12 protein-coding genes are annotated in these 13,001 nt (G+C 37.7%); all 12 read right to left on the bottom strand.

The genetic code is table 11. The features are described from left to right. Positions 1-5 precede the first annotated feature (5 nt). The 12 genes from AC25Y1_RS05550 to pstB all read right to left on the bottom strand — a co-directional run bounded on the left by AC25Y1_RS05550 (position 6) and on the right by pstB (position 12,977). The gene (locus AC25Y1_RS05550; protein ID WP_488146955.1) at positions 6-776 is read right to left on the bottom strand and encodes an ABC transporter ATP-binding protein; all 771 of its coding nucleotides are present in this window, start codon (positions 774-776) and stop codon (positions 6-8) included. Next, complete coding sequence (locus AC25Y1_RS05545) at positions 766-1,743, bottom strand: FecCD family ABC transporter permease (protein ID WP_488146954.1); 978 nt, start codon at positions 1,741-1,743, stop codon at positions 766-768. The genes AC25Y1_RS05550 and AC25Y1_RS05545 overlap by 11 nt, the downstream gene beginning before the upstream one ends. Positions 1,744-1,771: 28 nt before the next feature. After that, positions 1,772-2,668, bottom strand: coding sequence for a heme ABC transporter substrate-binding protein IsdE (gene isdE, locus AC25Y1_RS05540; protein ID WP_488147037.1), 897 nt, complete (start codon positions 2,666-2,668; stop codon positions 1,772-1,774). A 93-nt stretch (positions 2,669-2,761) separates the two neighbouring features. Next, complete coding sequence (locus tag AC25Y1_RS05535; protein WP_488146953.1) at positions 2,762-5,584, bottom strand: NEAT domain-containing protein; 2,823 nt, start codon at positions 5,582-5,584, stop codon at positions 2,762-2,764. Between the two features lie 27 nt (positions 5,585-5,611). Then, a complete protein-coding gene (locus tag AC25Y1_RS05530; RefSeq protein ID WP_488146952.1) occupies positions 5,612-6,262 on the bottom strand; it encodes an NEAT domain-containing protein in 651 nt (216 codons plus the stop codon). 17 nt (positions 6,263-6,279) lie between these two features. Continuing rightward, positions 6,280-6,933, bottom strand: a complete 654-nt coding sequence (isdC, locus tag AC25Y1_RS05525) for a heme uptake protein IsdC (RefSeq protein ID WP_488146951.1) — start codon at positions 6,931-6,933, stop codon at positions 6,280-6,282. Positions 6,934-7,556: 623 nt separating this feature from the next. Then, the gene (locus AC25Y1_RS05520) at positions 7,557-8,540 is read right to left on the bottom strand and encodes a DMT family transporter (protein ID WP_488146950.1); all 984 of its coding nucleotides are present in this window, start codon (positions 8,538-8,540) and stop codon (positions 7,557-7,559) included. Beyond that, positions 8,537-9,433, bottom strand: coding sequence for a phosphotransferase (locus AC25Y1_RS05515; RefSeq protein WP_488146949.1), 897 nt, complete (start codon positions 9,431-9,433; stop codon positions 8,537-8,539). The genes AC25Y1_RS05520 and AC25Y1_RS05515 overlap by 4 nt, the downstream gene beginning before the upstream one ends. Before the next feature lie 364 nt (positions 9,434-9,797). Continuing rightward, entirely contained in the window at positions 9,798-10,004 is a 207-nt protein-coding gene (locus tag AC25Y1_RS05510) for a hypothetical protein (RefSeq protein ID WP_488146948.1), read from the bottom strand. Positions 10,005-10,056: 52 nt separating this feature from the next. After that, a complete protein-coding gene (locus tag AC25Y1_RS05505) occupies positions 10,057-11,292 on the bottom strand; it encodes a mechanosensitive ion channel family protein (protein WP_488146947.1) in 1,236 nt (411 codons plus the stop codon). Positions 11,293-11,531: 239 nt separating this feature from the next. Further along, positions 11,532-12,188, bottom strand: a complete 657-nt coding sequence (gene phoU / locus AC25Y1_RS05500) for a phosphate signaling complex protein PhoU (protein WP_488146946.1) — start codon at positions 12,186-12,188, stop codon at positions 11,532-11,534. Between the two features lie 21 nt (positions 12,189-12,209). After that, positions 12,210-12,977 carry a phosphate ABC transporter ATP-binding protein PstB gene (gene pstB, locus AC25Y1_RS05495; protein WP_488146945.1) on the bottom strand — a complete coding sequence of 256 codons (768 nt, stop codon included), beginning with the start codon at positions 12,975-12,977 and terminating at the stop codon, positions 12,210-12,212. Positions 12,978-13,001: the final 24 nt, after the last annotated feature.

Here is a 13,001-nt window from a genome sequence, read left to right as displayed (position 1 = left end):
GTACCTCAAATGCCTACTGGAACAATGTATAATCCGGTTCGTTCGTCTTTTTTTACGATAACATCAATCCCGTAGATATCGGCCATTAATTGCTTGGTGATGATTTCTTCGGGTTTGCCTTTTAAGACGATTTCACCATCTTTCATCACAATAATTGTATCACTGTACTGAATGGCTTGGTTAATATCGTGTAAGACCATGACGATGGAAAGACCATGTTCTCTGTTGAGTCGCTTAATCAAATCTAGGATCTCGTATTGATAATAGATATCCAGATAAGTTGTAGGCTCATCAAGAAAAAGAAATTGTGTTTTTTGAGCCAGTGACATGGCGATCCAAACGCGTTGTTTTTCTCCACCAGATAAGGAATCGATTGTTGCATGTCGCTTTTGTTGTAAATTGGTGCTTGTGAGCGCCCATTCGATGGCTTCTTCATCTTCATCTGTAATCGCGGAAAACATGCTGCGATGCGGTAATCTTCCATAAGTCGTTAATTTCTCAACGGTCATGTCTGCTGGTGCCTCATTTTGTTGATGAACAATGGCTAATTTCTTAGCGAAGTCTTTCGATTTATACTGTCGGATTTCCTTACCATCTAAAATGATTTGACCTTGTTGCGGAAAATTATTATTCGACATGACACCTAATAGCGTTGACTTTCCGCAGCCATTTGGGCCAATAATTGTCGTGATTTCACCGCGTTTGATGCTGCTATTAATATTGTGAAGTTGGTTTTTTTTATTGTCATAAGAAAAAGTTATTCCTTTAATTTCCATAAATACGTTCACTCTTTCTCAGCAAGAATATGAGGAATGGTCCGCCAATGACAGCGACTAGTATCGATGCTGGGATTTCATTTGGCGCAATGACTATTCTACCCAATGTGTCCGCAGTCAGTGTTAATAACGCGCCTGATAGTGCAGAAAATGGAATGAGTACTTTATGATCCGTTCCCACCAACATTCGGCCAATATGTGGAATTAAAAGACCAATGAACGCAAACATGCCTGCGACTGCTGTTGCAATCGATGCCAGTAATACGGCGACTGCTGAAATGATTAAGCGTGTTCGATTGATGTTAATCCCTAAACTTCTTGCTGTTTTATCGCCAAGTGCCAGGTGGTTACACCAAGAATAAAGTAAAAATGCTAATAGGAGCCCGATGGTACCGTAGATGACCATCACATTGACATCGCTCCAATTTTTCATGGATAGCGTCGATGTTGTAACTTGATTGATAGAAGTAGCTGCCCCCATGAAACTTAAGGCTTGGCTTAACCCTGTAAACACAGCATTTATCGCCACACCGACTAAAATCATTCGCAGTGGATTCAGTCCTGATTTCCATGAGAATCTATAGACTAAGTAAAATGCAAAAGCACCACCAATAAATGAAAATAGAGGCATGTAGAAAAATAATGAAGGGAAAAAAGAAATGATTAGTAAAGACATGAAACCTGCACCAGACGATACCCCGATAATGCTTGGGTCTGCTAATGGATTCTTCATGACTGCTTGCAATAAAACCCCAGAAACAGATAACGCTGCACCAGCAAACAGTGCAATGATGATTCGTGGGAAACGCAAGTCTTTGATTATTTGGACATTCTCATTGTCACCTGTGAAAATCCCTCGAACTAATTCAAGAACGGTAACTTCTAAACTTCCTGTTACGAAAGAAAAAATTGTTACGATTATGAGTAGTGTAATCACAGTAATAAAGCTAATAACCTTTTTGTTCATTGTAGACATCCTTTTCGGAAATCGCTTTTTAATGATAAAGCATTTCTAATAATTCATCTAAAGCTTCTGTTGCTGCTAAATTTGCAGTTGTCCCAAAGAGCGTTTCTTCTAAATCATAGACACGATCATTTTTAACCGCATTGAAATGTTTCCAAATATCGTTCTCTTTAAATTCTTTGTCAAACATCTCTACAACTTCTTTAGGCATCCCGTGCGCTGCTCTTAAAATAATATCTGGGTTCGATTTCTGCAAGTATTCCGTGTTAGATGCTAGAAACTCGACAGATTCACCGGTAATCACATTCTTTCCACCAGCTTGTTTAACAAGATCTCCCATATAAGAGTTTTCTGTCGCAACTAAATAACTACCAGGTACACCCAATAATATAAGCACTGTTGGCTGATCTTGCCCCGCTTTTTTCAGTTCAATCTCTTCAGCTTTTTCTTCAAACTCTTGAATAATCGCTGCTGCTTGTTCCTGCCGATCGTATCGTTCTCCGAGGGCTACAATCTCATTTTTCATACCTTCCAATGTCTGTAGATTAAGATAACTAGCATTTACATTTCTATCAGAAAAAATCGTATCTAAATCACTTTTAAGGGTTGAGACAGACATCACTTCCGTCGGTTTCAAGGACAAGACGATTTCCATATCAGGACTCATCGGATTTCCTATTTCGGTTAACCCCTCATATCGCTGTGGTAAATCTTTGTAACTCGTCGGAATACCGATTAGATCTATTTCCAAAGCATCCATAATTTCAGTTACGGCGACTGTTGTTGCAATGATGCGGTCTCCGCCTTCTGTTACCTCTATTTCTTCTGTCTCTTTACTTTTTTCTCCTGCTGGATTGGCATTTGCTGAACAACCAGCAATTACCATCATGAGCGCAATGAATAAAAATAAGAGGGACTTTCTCTTCATCATAAATATTCACTTCCTATCAATTAAGTCTTGTTGCCAGATATCGCTAACAACAAGACTACATTTCTAATGGCCAATTTGACTAAGGTCAAATTATGCGGCTAATCGTCGTTTTCGGTATTTAATCACCAGTGGAATTAAAGATCCTACTAGCAATAATGTGAATAATAGGGTCTGTGTTGTGTCCCCAGTTTTTGGGTTCTTACCTTTTTTATCTGTATTTTTACTTCCTACTATATTCGTATTCGCATCAGCGTCGCGATCAAAATCTAACCCTCCGCCGTCTTTATCCTTATCTTTATCGATTGGTGGATTCTTATCATTACCTGCTGGTGGATTTTCTCCATCTTTTAGTAATTTGATTGAATTTGTATCGAAAGCAAACTGCACATCATGTGTTTCTTTGTAGTTGTAAGCAGAGATGTCCAATGAAACTTTGGCATTCAACTTTTCAAATAAATCTTCTACTTCAAATTTCACAATACGTGTATTTTTACTTTTATCCTCACTAACGACTTCTGGATTTATATAACTTCCATTAGATTCAACTTCGAATTCTGTGATCCAAGAACTATCTGTAAAAGTTACGGACATATATTTTTTCCCGTCTTCAACTGTTAAGTGACCTGGATTGACAACATAGCCATTCATGATAGATGTGTTGTCTGTATTGTCTTCTAAGACTTCAAATCCGATGGTGTATTCCCCATCTTTTAAATTCTTAGGATCAATGACTGGATCTTCTTCATCTTTTGGTTCTTCTTTAGGGTCTTCTTTCGGATCCTCTTTTGGATCTTCAGGAGCTTCTTCATTTAATGGTATTCCACTTGGGTCAAACTGCAAACGAACATCGTGATTCATGATGCCAAAGCTTGGAATTCCAGTATCGACTGAGACTTTTCCAGCCATAATTGCGTCTAGATCTTCAACAGGGAAGCTCACAACTCTTGTGTTTTCCGCTTCGTTTTCACTAACGATTTCTGTATCAATGAACGCACCATTATGTTCCACTTGGAAAGCCGCGATCATCTGGCTACTTGTTAACGTGACGGATACAGTCGCTTGGCCATCTGCAATGACAACAGATGAATCCTGCAGGTATTGGCCCATTGATGATGTTTTATCTTCTGTCGCATGCAGGACAGTCAACGGTAAATCATATTCGCCATTTGCATATTTAAATGATTGACCAGGTTCTTCTTCTTTTGGATCTTCTTCAGGAACTTCTTCCTTAGCAACAGGAATCTCACTCGGGTCGAATTGTAATCGAACATCGTGACTCATGATGCCGAAGTTAGGATTTCCAGTATCGACTGAAACTTTACCGCCGATGATTGCGTTTAGATTTTCAACTGGGAAGCTCACAATTCTTGTATTCTCTTCTTCATTTTCACTAACGATTTCTGTATCAATGAACGCGCCGCCATGTTCCACTTGGAAAGCTGCGATCATCTGGCTACTTGATAACGTGACCAAAACAGTAGCTTGGCCATCTTCTATAACGACTGTTGAATTTTCGATATATCTACCCATTGATGATGTTTTATCTTCCGTCGCATGAAGGACTGTCAATGGTAAATCATATTCTCCGTCTTCATACGTAATTAATTCTATTGGGTCTTCTTCAGGAACTTCTTCCTTAGCAACAGGAATTTCACTCGGGTCGAATTGTAAACGAACGTCGTGACTCATGATGCCGAAGTTAGGATTTCCAGTATCGACTGAAACTTTACCGCCGATGATTTCGTTTAGATTTTCAACTGGGAAGCTGACAACTCTTGTGTTCTCTTCTTCGTTTTCACTAACAACTTCTGTATCAATAAACGCGCCTTCATGTTCCACTTGGAAAGCCGCGATCATTTGGCTACTTGATAATGTGACCAATACTGTAGCTTGGCCATCTTCTACAACAACTGTTGAATTTTCAATATATCTACCCATTGATGAAGTTTTATCTTCTGTTGCATGAAGGACAGTCAATGGTAAATCATATTCACCGTCTTCATATGTAATTAATTCAACTGGGTCTTCTTCAGGAACTTCTTCCTTAGCAACAGGAATTTCACTCAGGTCGAATTGTAATCGAACATCGTGACTCATGATGCCGAAGTTAGGATTTCCAGTATCGACTGAAACTTTACCGCCGATGATTGCGTTTAGATTTTCAACTGGGAAGCTCACAATTCTTGTATTCTCTTCTTCATTTTCAGTAACGACTTCTGTATCAATGAACGCGCCGTTATGTTCCACTTGGAAAGCTGCGATCATTTGGCTACTTGATAATGTGACCAATACTGTAGCTTGGCCATCTTCAATAACGACTGTTGAATTTTCAATATATCTACCCATTGATGATGTTTTATCTTCTGTTGAATGAAGGACTGTCAATGGTAAATCATATTCTCCGTCTTCATACGTAATTAATTCTACTGGGTCTTCTTCTTTTGGCTCTTCTTCAGCAAAAGGAATTTTACTAGCGTCAAACTGTAAACGAACATCGTGATTCATAATCCCCATGCTAGGAATTCCAGGATCGACTGAGACTTTTCCTCCGATGATTGCGTTCAAGTCTTCTACTGCAAAGCTAACATTTCTCGTGTTTTCATCTTCATTTTCACTAACGACTTCTGTATCAATAAACTCACCGTCGTGTTCTACTTGGAAGGCTGCGATCATATGACTACTTGTCAACGTTACTGTTACGGTAGCTTGTCCATCTTCTATGACAACAGTTGGATTTTGGATGTATCTACCCATTGATGATTCTTCATCTTTAGTGGAATGAAGGACAGTCATTGGTAAGTCATATTCTCCGTCAGCATATTTCAAGTTTTCTTCAGCAAATACGATACCTGTTGGTAATGCTGCTGAAACTACTAATAACAAAGTTAACATCATTGAAATTAATCTTTTCATTCTATTTTCTCCTCTATTATGTAGCTATTATTTAAATGCGACTTTACGAACTACAAAGAAGCCCGATGCTAACAGCAGTACAACAAGGAAAAAGATTGGTGTGCTGTCGCCTGTTTGCGGGTTACTTTCAGGTTTTGTCGTCGTTTCTTTATTACTAGTTGTACTCTTTTCAGTAGTTTTTGCAGTTGATTTATCTGTAGTGTTGCTTGTGTTACCTACTGCTGCTTTTGCTGCTACATTAGATGTATTAAAATTAAAACGAACATCGTATTTATTATCATAATTGATCTCTGGTACGATAATATGTACTTTTGCGTTGATCAATTTGTCGACATCTTGTACTTCAAACTGGACTAACTGGGTGTCTTTACCTTCACTAAGGACAGTTACATCACCAAAACTACCACCGTTTTGAACTTTAAAGTATTGCCACCATGATTTGTTTTTCAATGTAACTTGAATATAGTTTTCATCATTTTTCACAACTAGCTTAGCGGGTGATGTCATATAATCATTCGTCACGGATTGTTCTTCACTATTATTTTTCAGAACTGAGAAAGGTACACTATATTCTCCGTCCGCATATTTTGAAGCTGCTTCAACTGAATTCGATTGAATGGTTGGAAATACAGTTAGCATGATCAATAATGAAAATAAAACCTTTAGAATTCTATTCATCTTAAACGCTCCTCAATCTAATTTTTCTTTGCTCTCCATGGTCTAGTTATTAGTAATGCTGCTATAGCCACTACAATAACGATTAAAACAATGATTAAACCACCATTTTCCTTGGAATTTTCATCTTGTTTTTCACTATTTGTATTTGTTGATTCTGTTACGACTTCTTCTTCCTCTTCATCCGCATTTCCTTGTTCTAGACTACTTGCTACTGTGGCTTCTATCTCTTCTTTTTGGGAATCGTCGAAGTCAAAGCGAACTGAATAGCTGTGGTCATAAACCGGCTCCATGGATTCGATTAGAATATGCATCTTAAATTCTACAGGTTGAGACAGATCCTCTTCTAGTTTAAATCTTACAGTTCGAGTATCTTCAGTTTCATCTTCACTGACAATATCTACGTCGACGAAAGCATCTCCAAGTGGGGCTTGAAGTTCTTTTACCCATTCACTGTGATTGATTGGAAATTGGACGAATTTCTCTCCATTTTCTACAAATAGTATTGCAGGTTTGCCGAAATAATCATTTGCAATAGATACTGAATCGCTATCAGAATTTAGTACTTGATAATCGATTGAAAAGGTCTCCTCAGAATTCTCTGCATAGACGGTTACAGCCGACGTTAAAACTAGTGCTAGTACCGCAAATTGAAGTAAAAATTTTTTTATCAAAAGGCTTCCTTCCTTTCATATTAAATTAAATGAGAACTAATTATGTATTATTAATGATAACCATTCTCAATAAAGGCTAAAAAAAAGAACCAAAGTTACCATTTTCTATTATACGCTACTATTCGCTCCTGTCACGTCAAGCATTTGTAGATTGTGTGAAGTTTATATTCTTTCAATTCTTCCTTTTTAGGTTCTTCTTTTTTAACACGCTCTTTCACCTTTAATAGGTACTTTACATAAGGATATGGACAAAGCTTTATGCAGAAAAATGTACCAAAAAAGTCTAAAACAAAAAAGCACCATCCATAAGGACAGTACTTAGTTATAATTTTTAGTATGAATTTTTTATAGTAGGAAGCCGCCTCTGCCGTATTTTATAGAAAGTTTTAAACCACCACTTCTAAAAGTGGGTGTTCGCAGAAATTTTCCTGTTTGTCCTCGTTAATCATAATGAACGAAGCATGCCATTTCAATCCCGATGTAAAACTCCCTGTTACAGTATAAAGGTTAAAACTTAATAGTCATACGCACAATGCAGCTTGTTTTATTAGTATACAGCAATCATGCGATACATTCAATGGTTGATCTTTCCTGGAAAAACATTTTTGAAGTACTAACAATTACTATTTAGCATACGATTCTTTCCCCAGTGGCGGTAATGGCGGATCGCTTTTTTCTACGACCGTTAAAATCGAACCCACGATAATGAAGGCTCCGAACAAAGCCTCTTTCCATGTAAATATCGTTCCAAATAGAATGGCTTCAAATCCAACAGCCCAGGCTGCATATGTAATATTCATCGCCATGGCACGAATCGGCCCGAGTATATTGATTGCATTGTAATAGAAAACATACGACAATGTCCCTGCAAGTGCGACACCAGCTAGTGCAAGAATAACAATCGGTGAGGAAATAATTTGGATTGTATAGGAGTGTCCAACAAAAATTGGAATAATCAACGTTCCGTAAATGATTGCGGAAGTATATTGTCTAATTAGCAAAGCGTGTTCAGGTTTAATGCCATCATCTTTCATGGCATACGCACTGACAACACACTCCATTCCCCAGCCCGTGATACAAATAGCAAGAAAAATAATTCCCAGTGAAGCGCTAGAACCAACAACAAGTTCTCCAGAATAGCTGAGTAAAATGATAAAGGTAATACTCATAATCAGCCCAAACCAATTTCTTAATCGCAATTTATCCCTTAAAATTAAATAGGCAAATAAAGCACCCACCGCAGGATAAATACTCGATATGACAGCCGTGTAGGACGACCCAATACTATGAATTGACAGAACGTAAAAAGTCATTCCAATCGGCCCGCCTAGCAGTCCCGCCAAAATAATGATTCTACCAGGTTTTCGCTTCAAACTAGAAATCGCCGTCTTGAATTCGCCTTTTGCCGCCAGATAAATCGTCATCCAGATCGCGGAGAATGTATCGTGAAGAAAAGTACTTAATAATGGAGCGACAAAAAGGAGTTGTTCAAACGCTAAAAATCCTGACATGGATAAAACAATACCGATTAAAACAGTATCTACTGCCCAAAAAATACCCGAGAAAATTCCGTACGAGACACCGCCTATCGTTTTGGAATTTCTCATTGCAGAATCCCCTGGCCATATTGCTCATCGAATTGTGTCAAGTTTACTTGCAACCTCTCAAAACGATCGTTTCCATACGAACCAAAGTCATCACCACTAGCTTCCTTGAATAACGTCCAAATCGACCATAAGTAATCTTGGAAGACTTTGTGAATATGGATTCTCTTTTTCTCTTCCTCCGTTGCTTCTCTCTCAAAATAGTTACTTAAAAAGATAGATTCTTCTCCGACATCAAAGTCCGATTCAAGAAACATCGTGGCCACATCCCATAATGGATCAAACATTCCGCTATACTCCCAATCTATTAAATACAGCTTTCCTTCCCCATCCATAACGAAATTCTCAGCTAAAGCATCGATATGGCACGGACAATCTTTTTTCTCTAACTCATCGTATGTTGATTTGATACGCAGAATTTTCTTTTTAACCTCTTCAAAGTTTGGATAGAACTCCGCATTTGCTTCAATTGCATTATTCTCATAGTCTTCCATCAGTGCATACAATTTGAATTGATTATCCATTTGAACATGCGAACCGTGTAAAGTCCGTAGCACATCGGTTGTTTTTTTCATCATTTCTTTTTCTTTCGTATCGGCTAAAGTCAACGTAATCGCGCCTGGTATCATTCGTGTTATCTTCAAACCTGTTTCTGCATCGATGCATATATGTTCCGGATTAATACCTAATTGCACACCAATATCAAGATTTTTCTCTTCTTCTTTTCGATTAATAAACTGATTCGTCCCCACTCCTGGTATTCTCACAATATACCGCTCGTTGCCAACCGAAGCATGATAATTGATATTTGTCATCCCACCCATTGCATGGACGTTTGTGATTTCTGACGCGGGAACATTAAGCGCCTCTCGAATTATGTCTACCACTTTTCTCATTGAACCTTCTCCTCTTTCTTCATTTAAAATAACGAATATCAATGGAATAGATGTTTGGAATCGCTTTCAATAACTATCTAAAAAAATAGTTATTCCTATCATCATAACAATATATCATGATTATGTAAACTTAACTGTTAAACCTAGCAAATCAAGTGAAACATTTGATGATGTTCTTTCGGTTAGTTCTAAGCGTTTGAATAAAAAATCAAAAAGAAGCCGACAAAGTTGTGATATTGTCGGCTTCCTTATTTATTTTATGCAGTTGTAGTCGTGTATTTTGTGAATTATGTCCTGCATAGTACCTAAAAATAATAAATAAAAGATAGCGATAGAGTATTGTCTTGTCGCTATCCCCAAAATATCAAACTAAGTATACGGTTAGAATTTCCTCTTCTGTTGAATATTCAAATCGTTCGACAGTATACTTCGTACCGCCGACATGTATCGTTAAACCTTTGGGGTATAGCTCAGTTGGTTGCTTTCTAAGATTTTCAACCATTTTTCCAAGTGGTTGTTCATCATAAACATTCCCATCAGGACCAATCAACTGAATCGTGTTAGACTTCATTTTATTCCCCTCCCTTACTTCTATTATACGACATATTGTGACAAATCTAACGTTACTTTAGTCTCAATGATTTCAAATCACTTCCGGATGGGTTTTGGAATAATTGAATTCCAAACTCTGGCGCTATGGCGAAAAGATGATCAAAGATGTCAGCTTGAACCGTTTCGTACACTGCCCACCTAATATCATTAGAAAATGCATAGATTTCTATCGGCAACCCTGTTTCACTTGGTGCCAACTGCCTCACCATTAGTGTCATCTCCTGATTGATCCCAGGATGATGTTGGAGGTAATTACTGATATATGCCCGAAAGACACCGATATTCGTCAGTGCTCGACCATTCACTGGATTGGACGGGTTTATTTTATTTTTCGTATTGAACTCAGCAATTTCACGTTCTCGGTCGATGATATAATCAGTTAGATAGTGGATATCTTTAAAATTAGTAATCATCTCCTTCGTACAAAATGAAATACTATTTGTATCAACAAATAGTGACCGCTTTATCCTACGTCCCCCGGAAGTTTGCATGCCACGCCAGTTAATAAAAGAATCCGATATTAAAGCGTAACTAGGTATTGTCGTAATCGTTTTATCGAAGTTTTGAACCTTCACTGTATTTAACGAGATATCTAAAACATCGCCATCTGCACCGTATTTAGGCATTTCAATCCAATCTCCAACTCGAACCATATCATTCGAAGTTAACTGAATCCCTGCGACTAGACCAAGTAATGAATCTCTAAAAACCAACAAAAATACAGCAGAAAGTGCACCAATACCACTTAAGAGAAGGAGTGGGCTTTTATCCATCAAGATTGCGATGACCAAGATAACTCCAATTGTTACGAATATAATCTTCGTCACTTGAATATAGCCCTTAACTGGCCTGACCTTGGCTATTTCATAGGTTTGATAAATATCATTCACCGCATTTAGTACGCTGTTGATAATGATTAACCCCATAATAATTAAATAAGCCATCGCACCTTTTTGTATCACAAATTGATAGTTCTCGAAGGCTGTGGCAAAGTAATAAATGATAATTGCAGGAACAACATGAGATAGTTTATGGAAAACTTCTCTATCCAAAAAGAAATTATCCCATCGAAATTTAGTTTTCTTCACGATTTTAGTGATAATCCGGATAACTACCTTTTTCGCAATGAGATTTGCGATTATACAAATTACCGCAATGAAAAGCAGCATAATGATAATTGAAAGGTATCCCACTAAGGTTGGATTCAATTCCCACTTTAGAATTAGTTGTTGACGAATGAAATCCATTTAGTCTACCTCCCTTGTATTTTTATTATAACAAAAAAATTCTTCCACACCCCCGGAAGCTACCCGTACACAGTGCAGATATGACAATTTAACGAACTGGATAAAACTCAGTAATCATTGTCATTATAGGATGTCATCTTTTTAAATATGCAATTCCAGCCTATTTCCGGAATTGTTTCTTGCATAAGTACCAAAAAAGTTCAAAAAAAAGGTACCCAGAGTTGAAGGTACCTTAAAAGTTATCCTAAATCATAGATTTTGCCTTTTATTAAGTATGCGGCACTTTCTGCGATGTTGGTGATGTGATCGGCAGTTCTTTCTAGGTAACGGTTGATGAATAATAATTGTACGGGTTGTGTTGTTTCTTCTGGGTGTGTACGTAAATATTCAGTGAGTTTTTTATAGTTTTCTCCATAGTTGTTGTCGACTGTATTGTCTAACTCTCCGACTTCTTTGGCAAGTGCCATGTCTTCATTGATAAATGCAGACAACGCCATTTTCAGCATTTTCATGGAAGTTTCTTTCATTTGCTCAAGATTTGTAATGTTGATGAGTGATTCTCTATGTCCAATTTTAGCAGTCGCTTTCGCAATGTTAACTGCGAAGTCAGCAATTCGTTCGATATCAGAAGTAATTTTTAAAGACGCAATGATTCTTCGTAAATCCGTTGCAAATGGTTGTTCTTTCGCAATCAACCACACAGCATATTGGTTGATTTCTCGATCAAGATTATCAATAGCACTGTCTTCGTCAATGACTCTTAGCGCTAATTCAACATCCTGTGTTTTAAATGCAGTGAAAGCTTTTTCAAACGCTGATTCAGTTAGCTCATTCATCTCAGTCATTTTCTTTTGCAGTTGTGCCAAGTTTTTGTCAAAGCTTTTCCTTACGTTCATCAAAGTCACCCCTTCATTTAATTAGCCGAATCGACCCGTAACATAATCTTCTGTTCTTTGGTCTTTCGGATTTGAAAAGACGTTATTCGTGATATCATATTCGACAATTTCTCCATTAAGGAAGAAAGCTGTTTTTTCTGATACCCGTGCAGCCTGTTGCATATTATGCGTTACAATTACAATTGTATAGTCTTTTTTCATTTGTGCAATCAATTCTTCAACTTTTAATGTTGAAATCGGATCGAGTGCAGAAGTTGGTTCGTCCATAAGTATAACATCTGGCTTCATCGCAATGGCACGTGCGATACAAATTCTTTGTTGCTGACCACCTGATAACCCTAGCGCGGATGACTTAAGACGGTCTTTAACCTCATCCCAAATCGCCGCTCCACGTAAGCTTTCCTCGACAATTTTATTCAGTTCTCTTTTATTTTTAATACCCTGAGCCCGAGGGCCGTATGCAACATTATCAAAAATACTCATTGGAAATAAATTCGGCTTTTGAAATACCATGCCGACTTTTGTACGTAACTTAATAACGTCACTGGATTTATAAACATCCTCGTTATCAATGACTACATCCCCGTTGATTGTCACACCGTCGATGAGATCATTCATCCGGTTAATGGTTCTTAGAAAAGTCGACTTCCCACAACCTGATGGTCCGATTAATGCAGTCACTTTCTTTTCTTCAATATCTAATGACACATTATAGAGTGCCTGTTTATCTCCGTAAAATAGATTCAAATCTTTCACGCTAATCTTTGCTGTTCCCTCTGCCCGCTTCATAAGTGACAATTCCTCCTTCACTTC

The organism is Sporosarcina sp. Y1009 (assembly GCF_057669865.1).
This window is presented reverse-complemented; position numbering and strand designations above follow the sequence as displayed.

What these genes read in the sequence shown, in the direction of transcription:
- AC25Y1_RS05510 (WP_488146948.1), bottom strand. Translation starts at nt 10,004, where the DNA reads ATGAAGTCTAACACGATTCAGTTGATTGGTCCTGATGGGAATGTTTAT.
- AC25Y1_RS05530 (WP_488146952.1), bottom strand. Translation starts at nt 6,262, where the DNA reads ATGAATAGAATTCTAAAGGTTTTATTTTCATTATTGATCATGCTAACT.
- AC25Y1_RS05520 (WP_488146950.1), bottom strand. Translation starts at nt 8,540, where the DNA reads ATGAGAAATTCCAAAACGATAGGCGGTGTCTCGTACGGAATTTTCTCG.
- AC25Y1_RS05515 (WP_488146949.1), bottom strand. Translation starts at nt 9,433, where the DNA reads ATGAGAAAAGTGGTAGACATAATTCGAGAGGCGCTTAATGTTCCCGCG.
- AC25Y1_RS05545 (WP_488146954.1), bottom strand. Translation starts at nt 1,743, where the DNA reads ATGAACAAAAAGGTTATTAGCTTTATTACTGTGATTACACTACTCATA.
- isdE (WP_488147037.1), bottom strand. Translation starts at nt 2,668, where the DNA reads ATGAAGAGAAAGTCCCTCTTATTTTTATTCATTGCGCTCATGATGGTA.
- pstB (WP_488146945.1), bottom strand. Translation starts at nt 12,977, where the DNA reads ATGAAGCGGGCAGAGGGAACAGCAAAGATTAGCGTGAAAGATTTGAAT.
- AC25Y1_RS05550 (WP_488146955.1), bottom strand. Translation starts at nt 776, where the DNA reads ATGGAAATTAAAGGAATAACTTTTTCTTATGACAATAAAAAAAACCAA.
- AC25Y1_RS05535 (WP_488146953.1), bottom strand. Translation starts at nt 5,584, where the DNA reads ATGAAAAGATTAATTTCAATGATGTTAACTTTGTTATTAGTAGTTTCA.
- phoU (WP_488146946.1), bottom strand. Translation starts at nt 12,188, where the DNA reads ATGAACGTAAGGAAAAGCTTTGACAAAAACTTGGCACAACTGCAAAAG.
- AC25Y1_RS05505 (WP_488146947.1), bottom strand. Translation starts at nt 11,292, where the DNA reads ATGGATTTCATTCGTCAACAACTAATTCTAAAGTGGGAATTGAATCCA.